General features: G+C 61.9%; 16 protein-coding genes. All 16 read right to left on the reverse strand.

The window, feature by feature from the left end:
• Positions 1-49 precede the first annotated feature (49 nt).
• Positions 50-1,267: an MFS transporter gene (locus GXB81_RS00340; RefSeq protein WP_205987988.1), complete on the reverse strand. Its 1,218-nt coding sequence runs from the start codon at positions 1,265-1,267 to the stop codon at positions 50-52.
• Positions 1,268-1,322: 55 nt separating this feature from the next.
• Positions 1,323-2,867, reverse strand: a complete 1,545-nt coding sequence (locus GXB81_RS00345) for a tripartite tricarboxylate transporter permease (protein ID WP_167044441.1) — start codon at positions 2,865-2,867, stop codon at positions 1,323-1,325.
• 4 nt (positions 2,868-2,871) lie between these two features.
• On the reverse strand, positions 2,872-3,387 hold the full coding sequence (locus GXB81_RS00350; RefSeq protein WP_205987989.1) for a tripartite tricarboxylate transporter TctB family protein: 516 nt from the start codon (positions 3,385-3,387) through the stop codon (positions 2,872-2,874).
• A gap of 82 nt (positions 3,388-3,469) precedes the next feature.
• Entirely contained in the window at positions 3,470-4,396 is a 927-nt protein-coding gene (locus GXB81_RS00355) for an FAD-binding protein (protein ID WP_205987990.1), read from the reverse strand.
• 1 nt (position 4,397) lies between these two features.
• Positions 4,398-5,147, reverse strand: coding sequence for an electron transfer flavoprotein subunit beta/FixA family protein (locus tag GXB81_RS00360; protein ID WP_167044447.1), 750 nt, complete (start codon positions 5,145-5,147; stop codon positions 4,398-4,400).
• A gap of 24 nt (positions 5,148-5,171) precedes the next feature.
• Positions 5,172-6,110, reverse strand: coding sequence for a tripartite tricarboxylate transporter substrate binding protein (locus tag GXB81_RS00365; RefSeq protein ID WP_205987991.1), 939 nt, complete (start codon positions 6,108-6,110; stop codon positions 5,172-5,174).
• A 112-nt stretch (positions 6,111-6,222) separates the two neighbouring features.
• Positions 6,223-6,738, reverse strand: coding sequence for a 3-isopropylmalate dehydratase small subunit (locus GXB81_RS00370; RefSeq protein WP_167044453.1), 516 nt, complete (start codon positions 6,736-6,738; stop codon positions 6,223-6,225).
• On the reverse strand, positions 6,728-8,008 hold the full coding sequence (locus tag GXB81_RS00375) for an aconitase/3-isopropylmalate dehydratase large subunit family protein (protein ID WP_167044456.1): 1,281 nt from the start codon (positions 8,006-8,008) through the stop codon (positions 6,728-6,730). Before GXB81_RS00375 ends, GXB81_RS00370 begins: the two co-directional genes overlap by 11 nt.
• A gap of 16 nt (positions 8,009-8,024) precedes the next feature.
• Positions 8,025-8,741, reverse strand: a complete 717-nt coding sequence (locus GXB81_RS00380) for a GntR family transcriptional regulator (RefSeq protein ID WP_167283289.1) — start codon at positions 8,739-8,741, stop codon at positions 8,025-8,027.
• A 98-nt stretch (positions 8,742-8,839) separates the two neighbouring features.
• Complete coding sequence (tcuA, locus tag GXB81_RS00385; protein WP_205987992.1) at positions 8,840-10,348, reverse strand: FAD-dependent tricarballylate dehydrogenase TcuA; 1,509 nt, start codon at positions 10,346-10,348, stop codon at positions 8,840-8,842.
• A 120-nt stretch (positions 10,349-10,468) separates the two neighbouring features.
• Complete coding sequence (locus GXB81_RS00390) at positions 10,469-12,136, reverse strand: electron transfer flavoprotein-ubiquinone oxidoreductase (protein ID WP_205988146.1); 1,668 nt, start codon at positions 12,134-12,136, stop codon at positions 10,469-10,471.
• 36 nt (positions 12,137-12,172) lie between these two features.
• Complete coding sequence (locus tag GXB81_RS00395; protein WP_167048637.1) at positions 12,173-13,156, reverse strand: porin; 984 nt, start codon at positions 13,154-13,156, stop codon at positions 12,173-12,175.
• A gap of 54 nt (positions 13,157-13,210) precedes the next feature.
• Positions 13,211-14,143, reverse strand: a complete 933-nt coding sequence (locus GXB81_RS00400; RefSeq protein WP_205987993.1) for an isocitrate lyase/PEP mutase family protein — start codon at positions 14,141-14,143, stop codon at positions 13,211-13,213.
• 299 nt (positions 14,144-14,442) lie between these two features.
• Complete coding sequence (locus tag GXB81_RS00405) at positions 14,443-15,843, reverse strand: MmgE/PrpD family protein (RefSeq protein ID WP_167048633.1); 1,401 nt, start codon at positions 15,841-15,843, stop codon at positions 14,443-14,445.
• A complete protein-coding gene (locus GXB81_RS00410) occupies positions 15,840-17,012 on the reverse strand; it encodes an enolase C-terminal domain-like protein (RefSeq protein WP_205987994.1) in 1,173 nt (390 codons plus the stop codon). Before GXB81_RS00410 ends, GXB81_RS00405 begins: the two co-directional genes overlap by 4 nt.
• A gap of 60 nt (positions 17,013-17,072) precedes the next feature.
• Positions 17,073-18,014: a tripartite tricarboxylate transporter substrate binding protein gene (locus tag GXB81_RS00415; RefSeq protein WP_205987995.1), complete on the reverse strand. Its 942-nt coding sequence runs from the start codon at positions 18,012-18,014 to the stop codon at positions 17,073-17,075.
• Between the last annotated feature and the right edge of the window lie 280 nt (positions 18,015-18,294).

The raw sequence follows: 18,294 nt of genomic DNA on the forward strand, positions 1-18,294 counted from the left end.
GCCCGGGAAACTCAAGTGTTGCACGACGGCCCCACGACTACGGCTTCTCCTAAACCTCACCTCGCACCCACGCAGACGATTTCGCCCTGGCCACATAGGGATACAGCGCAAGAAAGCTCAAAGCGGAGCAAACCAGCGCGAACACCATGAACGCGAAGCCGCCCGCGAACGAATGCGTAATGCGCACGACAAAACCGACCACCAGCGGCGCGACGAAACCGCCCGCCTGACCGAAGGTATTCGCGATACCAACGAACGTGCCGCGGCCTTTCTGCGGACCGACATCGAGCAGCACGGCCGCCGTGGGCGGAAAATTGCCGTAGATGAAGAACGCCGCGACGCATAGATACGCAAGGCAGCCCGACAGGCTTTGCGCGTTGAACGTCATATACAGCGCGACGGCTGCCGCGAGATAGCCCGCCGCAATCAGTTGCGGACGATAGCGATGCAGCACCGTGCTGCTCAGCCACGCAGACAGGATCAGCCCGACGAGCCCCGCAAGATACGGAATCGACGCGCCGTAGCCGAGCGCGTGCAGATCCAGATGACGCTCGAGCGCCAGATAGCCGGGCATCCAGCCGAGAAACCCCCAATAGCCCATGTTGAACGTCATGTAGCCGAGCATCACGAGCCACGTGCCCGGACGGCGGAACAGCCCGGACCAGCCGGATGACAGGTCTTTAGCGATAGGTTCGGCATCGCGCACGATCTCGCCACGCGACGGTACACCGAAATACAGCACCACCGAGATCAGCAAACCCGGAATCGTGAACCAGAAGAACATCTGCCGCCATCCCGCTTCGAGCAGCAGCCATGCGGAAAGCGGCGCGACCGCCGCCGGTCCGATCGCGAGCGCGCTTTGCCACACGCCGTTGCCCGCGGCGCGTTCGCGCGATGCAAAGTTGTCGCCGACCAGCTTGTACAGCGACGCGTTCGCCGAACCTTCCGCGAGACCGAAACACAGCCGTACCGCGATCAGCGCGGTCAGCGTCTGCACGAACCCGGTGAGCCCTGTAAACAGCGACCATGCGATCGGCGCACACACCAGCAATCTTTTCGCGCCATAGCGGTCCGCCAGCATGCCGCCGGGAATCTGCATCAGCGCGTAACCGAGCGTGAACGCGGCGAGCACCATGCCGAACGCGACCGCATCGATCGATAGCGACCGCATCATCGTCGGCGCAGCGACCGAGATATTGATGCGATCGAGGTAGTTGACGAACTGCATAGCCCACAACAGCAAGACCAGCCGGTATCGGGATGCCATCGCTACTCTCCGGTCGCGCCCGGCCGCGCGCAGATCGGTGCGCCGGGCCACGACGTTACTTGCCTTCGAATGCCCGCCGCTCCATGCCGACATCGCGGCTGCGCCGTCGGCCAATCAGCCGGCGCAGCCAGAAGCCCAACTGCACGACGATCAGTAACGCGCACAACGATACGAACGCGCAGCTGATCGGCCGCTCGACGAAGATCGCCGGATCGCCTTGCGACAGCACCATCGCGCGACGGAAATTCTCTTCGACCATCGGACCGAGCACGTAACCGAGCAGGATCGGCGCAACCGGAAACTCAAGCAGCACGAACACCGCGCCCACCAGTCCGAAGACCAGCACTTCGAGCACTTCGAACAGGCTGTTGTTGGTCGAGTACACACCAACCGCGATGAAGAACAGCGCCGCAGGAAACAGCAGCCGGTACGGCACGCGCAGCATGCGTACCCACAGGCCGATCAGCGGCACGTTCAGCACGATCAGCAGGACGTTGCCGATCCAGAAACTCGCGATCAAGCCCCAGAACAGATCGGCATGCTGCACGATCAGTTGCGGGCCGGGCTGGATGCCCTGGATCAGCAGCGCGCCGAGGATGAGCGCCATCACCGCATCGCCGGGAATGCCGAGCGACATCGTCGGAATGAAGTCGACCTGGGTCTTCGAATGCGACGCCGCCTCGGGACTCGCAACGCCTTCGATCGCCCCCTGCCCGAAGCGTCCTGGCTGACGCGCGATACGCTTTTCAAGCGCGTACGCGATGAACGTCGTGATCGTCGGCCCCGTACCGGGCATCGCGCCAAACAGCGTACCGATCAGCGTACCGCGCGCGATAGGCCCCGCCGCCTGCCTCAACTCCGCACCGCTCGGTCGCATGTCGCGCAGGCTCACCTTCGTGCCGCTGCCGACCGCGTCCATGCAGTTGACGTTGCGCAGAAATTCGGTAACGCCGAACAGGCCCAGCGCGAGCGCGACCAGTTGCACGCCGTCGGCCAGATCGATGAAACCAAACGTGAAGCGCATCGTGCCGGTATTGACGTCGGTACCGACCATGCCGACGAGCAGGCCGACCAGCACCATCGCGATGCCCTTGAGCGGCGCACCGCGCGACATCGTGCCGCCGACGATCAGCCCGAGCAGCATGATCGAAAACAGTTCCGCAGGACCGAACTTGAAGGCGATACGCACCAGCGCCGGCGAAGCAAATACCATCACGACGATACCGAACGACGCCGCGACAAACGACGCGATCATCGTGATGCCGAGCGCCGCGCCGCCGCGCCCTTGCCGCGTCATCGGATAGCCGTCCAGACAGGTGACCGCGTGCGGCGGATGACACGGCAGATTAAGCAGGATCGCGCCGATCGCGCCGCCGTACTGCGAGCCGTAAAAAATGCCCGCGAGCATCAGCACGGCCGGCACCGCGTGCATTGCATACGTCAGCGGCAACAGGATCGACATCGCCGAGAGCGCTCCCATGCCGGGCAGTACGCCGATCAGATTGCCTACCAGTACGCCGAAAAACACCCACATCAGGTTGTGCGGTTCGAGCGCGATGGCGAAGCCGTGCCACAGATCGAAGAGGGATTGAGCGAGCATCGGCTTAACCCCAGGTAAACAGCGGGAACTGCATGCGCAATGCCCACCAGAACACGACCGTCGCGACGACGCACAGCGCGAGCGCGAGCAGCAACGCATCGCGCAGGCGGTTGTCGGGGTCTCCCAGCGCCGCGATCAGACCGACGGCGAACGACGCCGGCAGCAGGCCGCCGTATCTGCCGAGCACGACGAACGCGATGATGCTCGCGATGATGCAAAGCCAGCCGCGCATGCGCAGACCCAGCGATACGTCGGATTTGCGCGGCATCTCGGTCGAGATCTGACTTTCGACGGCGGTATCGGTGTGCTTGCGGCTCATCGCGATACCGATACCCACCAGCACGAGCAGTCCGCCGAGGGCGACCGGAAAGAAGCCGGCGCCCATCCGCGAGAACGAACCGACGCCGTAGCTTCTGCCCGTATAGGCCGCCGACAACCCGACTATCATCATCAGTGTGCCGGCGTAGTAATCCTGATTGCGACGATTAAAGAGCCGCCCAATCCGGCTAGTACTTTGCATCTTATGTCTCCTACGTCTTTCGACTTCGCGTGGACTCTGCGGTCCATCACGTCATAGCGCGATTCTTGTATCGCACGCGTGACTACAGCGCATCGACCAGTGCGGGTACGGCTTCGAACAGATCCTCGTTGAGCCAATAATCGGCAACCGCGCAGATCGGCGCTTCGGGATCGCGGTTGATCGCGAAGATGTATTTGCTGTCGCGCATGCCCGCGAGGTGCTGGATCGCGCCGGAAATGCCGACCGCAACGTAGACCTCCGGCGCGACGACTTTACCCGTTTGCCCGACCTGATAGTCGTTCGGCACAAAACCGAGATCGACCGCCGCGCGCGACGCACCGATCGCCGCACCGAGCTTGTCGGCGAGCGGCGTGAGCACCTCGAAGTTCTTCGCGCTGCCCATCCCGCGCCCACCCGACACGACCACGCGCGCACTCGACAGATCGGGACGATCCGAGTGTGCGATGTCGATCGACACCACGCGCGACAGTTGCAGATCCGCGGTGGCGCTGCACGCTTCGACGGACGCGTCGCCATCCAGCGGTGCGGCCGCGAACGCGGTGACGCGCACCGTCATCAGCTTGATGCGGTCGCTCGAGCGAACCGTCGCGATCACGTTGCCGGCGTACGTCGGCCGCTTGAACGTGTCGGCGGAAAGTACCTGCATCACATCGGAAACTGGCTGTACGTCGGCGAGCGCGGCGAGGCGCGGCACCAGATTCTTTCCATAGCCGCTCGCGGCGGCCAGCACGTGCGTATAGCCGTCGATCATCGCGGCGAGCGCATGCCCGACGTTCTCCGCCGCGCTACCGCGATAGCAGGTCGCCTCGAGTGTCTTCACAACGCGCACGCCCGCGATACGCCGCGCGCTTTCGGCCAGCGCACCGACCGTCTCGCCCGCGACGATGACGTCGACCTCATTGCTCAGTTCGCGCGCGCAGGTCACCACGTTGCGTACGCTCTCGCTCATTTTTTCGCCGTCGTGATCGGCGATCACCAGTACTGCCATGTCAATCGGCTCCCAGAACGGAGTGGAGTTTGCTAGCCATCTCGGCTGCGCTGGCGACACGCACGCCCGGCGCGCGCATCGCGGGTTCCTCGACGCCAAGCTGCGTCAGGCGCGGCGTAAGATCGATGCCGAGCTCATCGGCTTTCTTCACCGCGAGCGGCAGGCGCTTGGCTTTCATCACGCTGGGCAAGGTCGCATAGCGCGGCTCGTTCAGCCGCAGATCGGTAGTCACGACGGCAGGCAGTGGCAATTCGAGCGTCTCGCTGCCGCTGTCGATCTCGCGCGTCAGCAGGAGATGCCCGTCGCGCAATTCCAGCTTCGAAATGAACGTCGCCTGCGGCCAGCCAAGCAACGCGGCAAGCATCTGGCCAGTCTGATTGCAATCGTCGTCGATCGCCTGTTTGCCTACGATAACCAGATCGGCCGCTTCAGCCTTGACGACTTCGCGCACCAGCTTGGCGACAGCGAGCGGCTCCAGCCCTGCCGCACTCTCGACAAGAATGCCTCGATCCGCGCCCATTGCCATCGCGGTGCGCAGTGTCTCCTGACACTGCGACGGCCCGACCGACACCGCCACGACCTCGCTCGCGACGCCCTGCTCCTTCAGCCGCACCGCCTCCTCGACGGCGATTTCGTCGAACGGATTCATCGTCATCTTCAGGTTGGCCAGATCGACCCCCGAACCGTCGCCGCGGATACGCACCTTGACGTTCGGATCGACGACGCGCTTCACGGTTACCAGAACCTTCATGCGTTATACCCTCTTGCGATTACATTACTTGACCGACGCACGCGCCATCTCCACGAGCTTTTTGAACTTGTCCATCTCGCCGGCGAGAAAGCTCTGGAATTCCTGCCGCGTGCTGCCGACCGGCTCGGCACCGTCCAGGCTCAACGTGTCACGCACGACCTTCGCATGCACGGCTTTAGCGGCCGCGTCCTGCAGCTTGTCGAGCACGGCAGGCGGCGTATTCTTCGGCGCGAGCAGTGCGTACCAGCTACCTGAGCGATATCCGGGCACGCCGGATTCAGCGACCGTCGGCAGTTGCGGATTCGACGCCGAACGCCTGTCGCTCGACACGGCGATCGCGCGCAACTGGCCTTGCTTGACGAGCGGCGTCGCCGACAACACGCTCGCAAACATGAAGTCGACCTGCCCGGCAATCACGTCGACGAGAGCCGGCCCCGCGCCGCGATACGGAACGTGGGTCATCGGGATCTTCGACAGGTTCATGAGCTGCACGCCCGCGAGATGCCCCGAGCTGTCCGGGCCGCCCGACGCGAACGTGAGGCTGCCCTGCTTTTGCTTCGCGAGCGCCAGCAGATCGCCGACGTTCTTCACCGGCAGTTTCGGATTCACGACGAGCAGGAACGGCACCTGTGCAAGCAGACTCACCGGCACGAGATCCTTCATCGGATCGAACGGCAGTTTCATCAGGTTCGGATCGATCGCGTAGCTGCTCGATACCAGCAACACGGTGTAGCCGTCCGGCGCGCTGTTCGACACCACGCTCGCGGCGATCGAGCCCGCGGCGCCGGTACGGTTTTCGACCACGACCGACTGACCGAGCGTTTGCGTCATTTCTTTCGCCACCAGACGCGCGACCACGTCGGTGCCGCCGCCCGGCGCCTGACCGACAAGCATGCGGATGGGCTTGTCGGGATACGCGTCGGCGGCATGTGCCGTCGATATCGCGCCAAGCAGCGCCAGCAAAAACAATCCTGCTCTCACGCAGTGATTGAACCGGTTACGCACCTCGCCTCCTTTTATTTAGTCAACCAAAATAATTTGAGAACATCGCGGCGCAGTGACACGCCTCGCCGCGTCAAACGATCTGCTGCTCGCGCATGTAGCGCTCGTATGCGTATTCGGGCAAACCGCCTGCACCGAAAATCGCTTCGATCAGTGGCGGGAAGCGGCGCATCGCAATCTCGTTGCCGTTGTCGACGTTAATCACCTTACCGCCTGGATAATCGATGCGCAGTGTCTGACCGTCGTCGACCAGACTCGTGATGCCTGGCGCGAGAAAGATCGGAATCGCGCGCGCGATGCTGTTGCGAAGAAAGAGCCGCGACACCGATTCGACGACGATCGCCGCGATGCCGACTTCGCGCAGCACGAGGCCCGGCCGGCTCGAACCGCAACCGAAGTTGTGCCCCGCGACCAGAATGTCGCCGGGCTTGACCTCTTTCGCGAACTCCGGACGATACGCTTCCATGGTGTGAAGCTTCATCTCGTCCATCGTCGGATAGTGGTAGTACGGATTGATAGCGTCCGTTTCGATCGAATCGCCGAATTTCCATACGCGGCCCTGGATCGGGCGGTTCATATCAAAGCGCATTGACGAGCTCCTTCGGATTGACGATTTCGCCAGCCAGCGCCGCCGCCGCGACGGAAAGCGGACCCGCCAGATAAATCTCGGCGTCGAGGCTGCCCTTGCGTCCCTTGAAGTTGCGCGTCGTCGACGTGATGCACACTTCCTTGTTCGACAGAAAACCCACTTTCGGCTGGCAAATGCCGCAGCCAGGCGTGATGACCTGCGCGCCCGCTTCCAGCAGCGTTTCGATCAGGCCTGCCTTCATGCACTCGAGATAAACTTTCTGCGACGCCGGCGAAATCAGGAAGCGCACGCCTTTTGCGACCTTACGGCCCTTTAGCACGCGCGCGGCGATCTCGATGTCCTCGAACCGGCCATTCGCGCACGAACCGATCTGCGCCTGATGGATGCGCTGGCCGCGCACCTCGTCGATCGGACTGACATTGCCGAACTGATGCGGCTTCGCGACCACGAACGGCATCGAATCGACATCGACGGTGATCTCGCGCACATACTTCGCGTCAGCGTCCGCAACGATCGGCTCGTATCCGCGATCGGTGCGCTTCTGTACATAGTCGCGCGTACGCTCGTCGTAGGGAAACATTGCAAGCTTCGCGCCCACTTCGACGCCATGTGCCGACAGGCACATGCGGCTGTCGATCGACATCTGCGGCACCAGCGAACCGGTGTATTCGATCGACTTGCCGCTTGCGAAATCGTCACCGTACTGGCCGGCGAGATACAGGATGATATCTTTCGCGATCGGATAGTTCGGCTGCGTGCCGTTCAGCGTGATGCGGATCGACTCCGGCACCTGGAACCACAATTCGCCAAACAACAGCACGTAGAACATGTCGGCACGCGTGATGCCCGTGCCGCCGACGTTGAGCGCGCCGTACGAGATCGTGTGCGAATCGTTGCCGACGACGAGTTCGCCCGGACGCATCAGGCCGTAGTCGGCCATCATCTGATGCGCGATACCGGGCTCGGAATCGTGAAAGCAGCGAATGCCGAGACGCTCGACTTCGCTGCGCACCAGCGCGTTCTCGTCGGCCTGCTTCTGGGAGAGAGTCGGCTGATGATGATCGAGCAGCACGAAGATGCGCTCCGGATCCCACACACGCGGCAAGCCATTCTTGAAGCCGGCTTGCTGCGCCATGTCATGCATCGGCTCGGACGCGTGATAGTGCATCATCGCGCCATCGATGCGCGCTTCGATCACGTCGCCCGCATAGGCGGGCTGTCCGTGAATATTGTTCTTGCTGAAAAGCTTCTCAGCGATCGTCTGACCCATCTGGGCCTCCTTGTCCCTATTCCTGGCTATCGAAAAGAGCGCGCAATCTGACCTTCTTCGCGGCCGCGATATGTTCGCGCGCAAGCTTTTCGGCCGTCACGCTGTCACGCGCGAGAATCGCTTCGAGCAGTTCGCGATGCTGCAGGTACGCGGTTTCCGCACGCTCGGGCTTATACATCAGGCTGCGGCCAAGCAGCCACATCGAATCGTTCACCGCGTTCAGGCTCTTCTCGAGATAGCGGTTGTGCGCACCGTGATAGATCGCTTCGTGGAAGCGCCGGTTGTGGCGCGCCAGCGCTTCGTAGTCGCCTTGCAACGACTTCTCCTTGCGCACCAGCTCTTCGAGCTCCATCAGCTCGAGTTCCGTCGCATGCGTCGCGCACAGTCCCGCCGCGGTGCCTTCGAGCAGTTCGCGCATCAAATACAACTCGAGAATCGAGCCGCGGCTAAGCGATGCGATCCGCAAGCCGACGCGCGGCTCGATGACCACCATGCCGTCGCTTTCGAGCCGCCGCAACGCATCCCGCACCGGCGTGCGGCTGACCTCGAGCTGCTCCGCGATCTCGACTTCCATGACGCGGTCGCCCGGCTTCAGTTCACCGCTTTCAATGCGCTTGCGCAGCATCTGGTACACGTAGTCGCTACGCGAGCCGTGCTGTTTTTCGTCCCGTACTTCCAGCTCGGCGGCCTCGACGGTTGCCTTCTTGCGTGAGCGCGTGGATGTGGTTGCCATGTCAGCGTATTTCCTTAAATGACGTTTCGATCAGTGTATGCAGCGGCGTTGTTCGTCGACGCAGCGCGCGAACCGGACCGTATCCGTCGATAGCGCTGCTACGCAGTGGCGGCTGCCTGCATGCTAGCCGCATGCGTGGCGGCTTCGCGGCCCGCGATGCGTCCGAACACCGAACCGGCCATCAGACCGGTGCTGCCCGGATAGTTGAAATAGTACAGGCCGCCGACCAGTTCGCCTGCCGCGTAGAGACCCGCGATCGGCTGGTCTTCGATGTCCTGCACGTTTGCCGACGTGTCGATCTTCAGGCCGCCAAACGTGAACGTAATGCCGCAGCCCACCGAATACGCTTCAAACGGACCGTCTTCGATCGTGTTGGCCCAGTTGGTCTTGTTGACGTCGAGCCCTTCGGTGCAGCGTCCGTCGCGCACGTTCGGATCGAACGGCACGTCCTTGCGGATCGACGCGTTGTACTGCTGGATCGTTTCGAGCAGTTGGCGGCCGTTGACGTCCTGCAGACGATCGGCGAGTTCTTCGAGCGTGTTGGCAAGCACTTTGGTCGCGCCGCGCAGCTTGTATTCGTCGCGCAGCAGCGGCTTCACTTTCTGGTCGAAGATCTGCCATGCGAAACTGCCCGGCTGCTGCAGCACAACGCGACCGTATTTTGCGTACGTGTAGTTGCGGAAATCGGCGCCTTCGTCGACGAAACGCTTGCCGTCGGCATTGACCATGATACCCATCGGATAGCTGTGCCGATAACCCGCATGCGGATGATCGACATCGCCGAAGTCCGTCGCATAGCGCTCCCACGCGACCGAGTGACAACCGGACCACTGCCCGTACGATTGGGCACCGATGTCGAGCGCCATCTGGATGCCGTCTCCGGTGTTGTAGCGGGTGCCGCGCACTTTCGCCATATCCCAGCCGGGGCCGAGATAGCGTGTGCGCATCTCCCGATTCGCCTCGAAGCCGCCGCACGCGAGCACCACCGCTTTCGCGTCGATGACGCTCTCGCGGCCATTCGCCACGACGCGCACACCGCACACACCGCGCTCGTCGACGACGAGTCCCTTGGCCTGCACGCCGTAACGCACATCGATGCCCTGCGCTTCGGCCGCCTTGTACAGCTGATCGACGAGGCCGCGTCCGCCGCCGTTCGCGTAGATCACCACGCCGCCAAAGAACTTGAATCGACCGTTGACGTTGTACGCCTGGCGGCCATAGTTCGGGACGAACTTGACGCCGCGCCCGCGCATCCAGTGAACCGTGTCGGTGCTGCTGTCGACGATGACTTCGGCGAGATCAGGATCGATGTAGTACTGCGTGATGCGGCCGAGATCGTCGAGGTAATCCTCGCGCGTGTACTGGCCGAAATCCGTGCGGCCGATCTCATCTTCCGTCAGGTCAGGGACAATCGCCTTGATGTCGTCGGCGCCGTGATGAACCATGCGGAAGCCACCCCCGGTGTACGCACTGTTGCCGCCCCGCTTATCCTCGGGTGCGCGTTCCAGCACGAGCACGCTTGCGCCCTTCTCACGCGCCGATAGCGCCGCGCACAGCGCTGCATTGCCGCCCCCCACCACCACGACGTCGTACTTGGCCTGCGTCATCAAACTTCTCCTGTCCTGGTTAGCGTGCTTCGAAAAACACGCGTATACATGAAAATACTAAAAAATTCATGAAGCGTCAACGATGTTCGAGTCATGCTCGAAGTCGCTTTCGCCGCTTGGTTACATATTCGGGTAGTTCGGCCCGCCACCACCTTCCGGCGTGACCCATACGATGTTCTGTGTCGGGTCCTTGATGTCGCAGGTCTTGCAGTGCACGCAGTTCTGCGCATTGATCACAAGCCGCTCGTTGCCGTCATCGTTCTTGACGAATTCATACACGCCAGCGGGGCAGTAGCGCGACTCCGGACCCGCATAGGTCTGCCAGTTGACGTTGACCGGCACGGTCGGGTCTTTCAGCGTCAGATGCGCGGGCTGGTTCTCTTCGTGATTCGTGTTCGAAATGAACACCGACGAAAGCCGGTCGAACGTGAGCTTGCCATCGGGCTTCGGATACGTGATCGGCTTGCACTGCGAAGCCGGTTTCAGCATTTCATGATCCCAATGCTGGTGATGCAGCGTCCACGGTACATTGCCGCCCAGCAGCTTCTGCTCGATGCCGACCATCAGCGTGCCGAGGTACAGGCCCTTGCTCATCCACTGCTTGAAGTTGCGTGCGCGATACAGCTCGGTGTGAAGCCATGAGGTCTTGAAGGCTTCCGGATACTCAGTCAGTTCGTCAGACTGGCGGCCGGCCTGCACGGCATCGAAGGCCGCGTCGGCCGCGAGCATGCCGGTCTTGATCGCCGCGTGCGAACCCTTGATACGCGAGACGTTCAGGAAACCCGCATCGTCGCCGACCAGCGCACCGCCTGGGAACACCAGCTTCGGCAGCGACATCAGGCCGCCCGCCGTAATTGCCCGCGCACCGTACGACACGCGCTTGCCGCCTTCGAGAATCGCGCGGATCGCCGGGTGTGTCTTGTAGCGCTGGAATTCCTCGAACGGCGACAGGTACGGATTCGAATAACCGAGGCCGACCACGAAGCCCACCACGATCTGGTTGTTGTCCAGGTGATAAAGGAACGAACCGCCGTACGTATCGTTCTCGAGCGGCCAGCCAGCCGTGTGCATCACGAGGCCCGGCTTGTGCTTCGCGGGATCGATTTCCCACAGTTCCTTGATGCCGATGCCGTAGACCTGAGGATCGACGCCGTCGCGCAGTTTGAACTTCTCGTTCAGCTGACGCCCGAGATGCCCACGCGCGCCTTCGCAGAACAGCGTGTACTTCGCGTGCAGTTCCATGCCGAGCTGGAAATTTTCGGTCGGCTCGCCGTCCTTGCCGATGCCGAGGTTCCCGGTCGCGACGCCCTTAACGGAGCCGTCTTCGTTATAGAGCACCTCGGCGGCGGGAAAACCCGGGAAAATTTCGACGCCGAGCGCCTCGGCCTGCTGACCCAGCCAGCGCGTCACGTTCGCGAGCGAAATGACGTAGTTGCCGTGGTTTTTGAAGTTATCCGGCAGCGCCCAGTTGGGCACGGCCTTCGCGCCGGTTGCGGTGAGGAACAGGAAGCGGTCCTCGGTGACGGGAACGTCCAGCGGCGCGCCTTTGTCCTTCCAGTCGGGGATCAGTTCGGTGATGGCGCGCGGGTCCATGACCGCGCCCGAGAGGATATGCGCCCCGATCTCCGAGCCTTTTTCGAGTACGCACACGCCGAGCTCGACGCCCTGCGCGGCGGCGCGCTGCTTCAGGCGGATCGCCGCCGACAGCCCGGCCGGGCCGCCGCCGACGATCACCACGTCGTATTCCATCGACTCGCGCGGCGGCCGATCTTCGAGCCTGCCCTGCATCTGCACCATATTTAAGATACCGAACTAAATTGCTTATTAAAAAAGATGGCGAATACCAATATCCAGTTCACGATCGCCTGTGCCGAACTTCGTCGTCGTGAAGCGGTGATTGCTGAGCCAGAACGCCGCGACGTACAGATTCGTGCGCTTCGATATGAAATAGCCGTAATCGGCGATGATGCCGGTAGCGTTGAACTGGTGCTGGTTCAAGTCGTTCTTGTGCTGATACGCGAGATAGAACTCATGCACAGCCGCGACGCGCTTGCTGAAACCGATCAGGAAATCACGACTGTTGGTCGTGCCCATGCCACGACTAATGCCGAAGCCGACATGCGCCGTTGCGAAGCCGAAGTCGTAGCGGCCAGTGATCAGATCATTGCGCGACGTATCGGTCGACGTTGAATTGTTGACCTGCTGGTGACCCCATTCGAACGTCGCCGGTCCGATCTTGTAGCTGAGCGAAAAGCCGAACTGCTGCGAATCGCCGATGCTGCCCGCCACATTGCCGAAGCCATATGCGACATTCGCCTTGAAGCCGTAGAAATCCGGGCTGTGGTAGATGATCTGGTTCGGCGCGCGCGTACCGCCCTTTTCGCCGGCCATCAATTGACCGGGCGACCCGCCGAACGCATTACCGAACGGTGTAAGCGGCGACAGCACCAGATAGATCGGGGTGAAATCGAGGCCAGCGGTGACCGTTCCGTAAGGGCTACTGATACCCACGTACGAAACGCGGCTGAATGCCGCATTAGCCGTATCGGTCTGGCCATTGTTGACAAGAATGCCGTCCTCGAGCTTGAAGATCACCGAGTAGCCACCGCCGAGCGCCTCCTCGCCCTTGATGCCCCAGCGGCTCACGTCCTGCACGCCGCTCGACATGTTGACACCCCAGCCCTTTGGTCCGCCCGATTCGAACACGATACCGGTGTCGACAATACCGTACAGCGTGACTGACGAAGACTGCGCGAACGCCGCGATCGGACTGAACGCGAGCGCTCCATATAAGAGTGACTTTTTCATTGTCCTGCTGTCTCCAGATCTGTTGTCGTTATCTATTGTTTTTCGAGTAACTTCTCACCGACGGAATGCGCTCAGATCGATCGCCTGATAACGCGCTTCCAGTTCCGCCTGTTTCTCCGCGCCCTCGCCATTTCTGCCAGGGCCGGGAATGATGTAGGGATCGTCGCGACGCGCCTGCTCGAATTCGTCCCAGGCCGCCATACCCTTTTCATTGAACGCCTTCATGAAATCGCCGAGCGCCGCCCAGATCACGTGGTGCGTGAAGCCTGGATACCATGCGAGATTGGTACCGAGTTCGAGGTGCTCTTGCGCGCTCAGATAGCGCGGCAATTTGCCCTTCATGAAGGAAAAATGACCATCGACGCTCGCGCGGCACTGACGGATCTCCTCAAGCGAATGCGGCGACTCCAGTTGCACCCAGTCAACGCCCGCGGCTTCGCGATATGCGCGCAGACGCAAAATCGTATCGTCGAGGCTGCTGTTGGTCGCGTCGCGCGCATAGCACTGCGCCATGATCACGAAGCTCGGATCGAGTTCATCGCGCATCTCGACGGCGGCGCGATAGCGCGCCACCGCCTGCTCCACCGGCACAACCTCGATGCCAGCCGTCTGCGTGCGGCGCTTGCCTTCGAGCGGTTGATCGTCGATTCGCACGCCGGCGAGACCTGCGCGTATGCATTCACGCACCATTCGGCGTACGGCCATGATGCCACCGTGTCCCGTGTCTCCATCCATGATCACGGGGAAGCGCACCGATTGCGCGATCCAGCCGGCAACCTGTACGCACTCCGGCATCGACAGTGAGCCGACGTCGGCAAGCCCCGTGTACGAACCGACCACACTGCCGGTACCGACGAAACCCGCTTCGCAACTGGTCTGATCCATGATGCGCGCGAGCGCGGCGGACGGCGGATGCAACACCGACAGCACTTTTTCCTTACGCGCCATCAACTGACGAAGGCGGCTTCCAGCGGTTTGAGCGTTCATATCCTGACGTAAGAAGGAAATCACGTTTATTTATACATGAGTATACACATGAATTCTTTACGGCAAACCTCGTGTATACACGGAGAACACAAGATGCGCCGGAAACCACCGAAACGGCAACCGCTGCTGCACTGAAATGATTGAAGCGCGCAAAAATACGTGTGTTCAGGCAGACTGTAGCGTTGCGATATCGACAACCGATGGTATTGAGCTTCGCTGCAGTGCAGCTTGTCTTCTCCGCTCGTGTATACACGCAAGCGACGCCACCTGTTTTGTCAACTCAAACGACAAAACGTCGTTTAGCCGTTAGATATTGCCGACAGCATCGAAAACAGCGGCGACAGGTCGTCGGCGCCTTCGATATCGTCGACGAAAGCGAGAATGCGATGCGCGGCCTGCGCGCCGAGCGCCGAAGCGGCGAGCCTCACGAACTTTGCACGGATCACGTCTGCGCCGAGCGGCCGTTGTGCGCTGCCGAGACGATGCTCGATCCGCACGTTCATCTCGCTGCCATCGACGAGTTGCGCGCTCACTTGCGCGGTATGGCGTTTTTCCGCACCACCCGCGTCAAGCGCCTGATCGTGATAAATCTCAATCTTGTCGATCAACGCGAGCACCGTCGGATCCGCGATGCGTTCCGGCCGGTATTGATCGACGAATGCGTCACCGTCGAGCAGCTTGACCGCCGCGGTGTAATAGCCGCTCATCTGCGCGGACACAACTTCCGTCGGCGTGTATGGCCAGCCGATATTCGTGAACCCCTTCTTGCTCAAACCGATGCGAAGACGCGCAAGGCGTTCGGCGGTAAGGCCGCGCTTCATCAGCGCATCAAGCGCATCGACGGTGGTGTGTGCGCTCGCACATGCGGCGTAGACCTTGAAGCCGACCTGCTTCGTTTCCCACCGCTCGCCGAGCCCATCGACGATCGTCGCGGGATCGAACTGGCCGCGCAGCGTGCTCATGAAGCCGCCGAACGGTGCCTCAATTGCAACATCGCTGCCGGTGAAACCGCGCTGTGCGAGATACGCGGCGATCACGCCACTTTGCGCCGCACGTCCAGCGTGAAAGCGCTTGGCCATTGCGCCCATGCGCGCCGCGTAGAGACCGGCGGCCTGAGTCGCGCCGATCGCGAGTGCATGCAGCGTAGCGCGCGCATCGAGCGCCAACACGTGTGCCACCGCGGCCGATGATGCAAGTGTGCCGACCGTACCCGTCACGTGATAGCCGCTCGTCGAATGCGTAAGGCCCGCACAGATGCCGACGCGGATGCCCGCTTCATAGCCGGTGATGACCGCCGTCAGCAACTGTGCGCCCGACGCGCGGCGCAACTCGGCGGTCGCAAGCACCGCGGGAATCGTCACCGAGCCGGGATGCAACGACGACGTGACGTGCACGTCGTCGACTTCAAAACCATGGATCGCGGTGCCATTGGCGAGCGCCGCGTCCGGCGCGCTCGCGCGCGACGCACTGCCGAACAGCGTCGCGTCACGGCCACCGAATGCCGATGCAGTCTCGGCAGCCATCACGCCCCACGGTTGACGCGCGCCGTATAGCCCGCAGCCGAGCGCATCGATGAGGCACAGTTTCGCGTGCGCGACGACATCGGCGGGAATCGCCTCGAATCGCAACGCTGCCGTCCACGCGGCAAGCGCTTCAGTCACGCGCGTATCGCGCGTTGCGAGCGAGCTAGCCATGCTCATGCGACAACCTCTCTGGCAAGCGTCGTACGCTCGACCGCGCGTTCGTCGACCGTCACGCCGAAGCCGGGACCGCGCGGCACGTTCGCATGGCCGTCGCGCACAACGAAATCCGTTTCTCCGACCAACGGATCGGATCCCATCACCCCCAGCCCGAAGATGAATTCACCAGCAGGCATGACGCGCTTCGCGGGCCGGCTCGCGTAGAAATGCGCGCCCGCGGCCGCTTCCAGTTGCGACAGCACCGCGAGACCGCCGCAATTGATCTGCAGCGACGCCGCCTCGGCGAGCGCGGCAATCTTGCGCGCCGTCGTGATGCCGCCATGTTTATAGAGCTTGATGCAGAGTACGTCGGCGGCTTTCGCGGCGATGATCGCGTGCGCGTCGGCGAGCGAGCAGCACGCCTCGTCGGCCATGAGTGGTACACCGTGCGCAGCGGCTCGGATACGCGCCATGCCATCGAGATCGTGTTTCCCCACCGGCTGCTCGAGATAGTCGAGACCTGCGCCTGCGAGCGCGTTGAGCACGCGGAAGGTTTCGCTGACAGTCCAGCCTGTATTCGGGTCCATGCCGATCGTTATGTCGTCGCCAACTGTCTCGCGGACCGCGAGAAAATTCTCGACATCGCGCCGCCAGCCGTCGCGATGTCCCGCCTTCAGGCACAGCACACGAATGCCGAATTCGCCAATTGCACGCTCGGCATCGGCGATCATCTTCGACGGATCGTCGGCCATGCTCACAGACCATTCGAGTGGAATTCGCGGCTGACACAAACCACCGATCAGGTCATAGACCGGCAGATTCAGCGCCTTGCCGAGCGCGTCGTGAAACGCGTGATCGATCAATGCGCGTGCGTTGAAGTTCTGCGGCGCCGCTTCGTCGAAGATGATCTGCAACTGCTCGAGCTCGGTCAGACGCCGGCCGATCAAACGCGGGCCATACAGATCGCGCACCGCGGTAATGATGCTGCCGTACGTGTCGGCCATCGAATGATGCGGTGTGAGCGGGCGAATCTGTCCATAGCCAACGACGCCTTCCGCATGAATCTTCACCATCACCGGCTTGCCGAGCAGCGCGCCACTCGCGCCCGTGTCGTAGATGCCGGTGGATCGAAGGCGCTGCAGACGTACCGGCAAGTCGGTGACGATAACTTCGATTCGTTCAATGATCATCGTGAGCGACCTTTTCCTGAGGTGTCGATGGCGTAGCGAAACCCGGCGAAAACAGCGCGATCAACCGCCGCTGCCATTGGCGATCGAAACGAGTCCGTGGAATTTCGGCAGTTGATTCGCGAGAAACGACGCAAATTCCGGCCCGCTGCTGCCGACCGGCTCCGCGCCTTCGTTGACGATCTGCGCGCGCACCGACGCTTCGTTGACGGCCGCGTGCGCCGCAGCGGTCAACTTCTGTATGACGTCGGGTGGTGTGCCTTTCGGCGCGACGAGTCCGTACCACGTCAGCGCTTCGTAGCCGGGCACACCCGACTCCGCAACGGTGGGAATCTGCGGCGCGGAAGGCAGCCGCGTTCCGCTCGATACAGCCAGCGCCTTCAACTGGCCCTGTCTCACGAACGGCGTCGCGGACAGCACGCTGGCGAACTGAAACGCAACCTGCCCTGACATCACGTCGATAAGCGCGGGCCCGGCACCGCGATACGGCACATGCGTCATCTTCTGTTTCGACAGACTCGAAAACAGCACGCCGGCCAGGTGATCGGAACTGTCGGTGCCGCCCGACGCATAGGTGAGCGCGCCATGTTTCTGCGCAGCGAGCGCGAGCAGTGCCTTTACATCACCGACCTTCAGCAACGGGCTCGTCACCAGCAGAAACGGTGCGCGTACCAGCAGACTGACCGGCACCAGATCGGTCTGCGGATCGTAGGAGAGCTTCATGAAGCTCGGGTTGATCGCGTAGCTGCTCGACACGACGGCAAGCGTGTAGCCGTCCGCACGGCTATGCGCGACGACAGTCGACGCAATCGAACCCGCTGCGCCCGTGTGATTCTCGACGATGACGGACTGCCCGAGTTCGCGCGTCATGTTCTTCGCGACGAGACGCGCGATGATGTCCGTCGCACCGCCAGGTGATTCGCCAACGAGAATGCGGATCGGCTGGACCGGATAGCTGTTGTCCGCCGCTCGCGCCGTCGCACCGGCAATTAATGTAATCGACATCGCGGCGGCGAACCACACCGTCCTCAGACAACCACGGCTCCGACCAGGTTGGCAATCCATACGATCTGTCTCCACTTCGGGCAGTCGGGCTCGTCCAGGATGAGCAAGTCCGTGCTTTTTCAGGGAATACACGAAATACATATTGGATTCTTATATATCCACAAGTATACATTTGAATTCATAAGCGTAACCTGGCGTTTACACTAGATGCGGTACCACCTCGAATTCCGGGTTCGAGCCACAGTTGGCATCCGATGCAGACCAGCCTCATCACCACAAC

Origin of the sequence: Paraburkholderia sp. Ac-20336 (genome assembly GCF_017105025.1) — a bacterium.
In the GTDB taxonomy this organism is placed as follows: domain Bacteria; phylum Pseudomonadota; class Gammaproteobacteria; order Burkholderiales; family Burkholderiaceae; genus Paraburkholderia.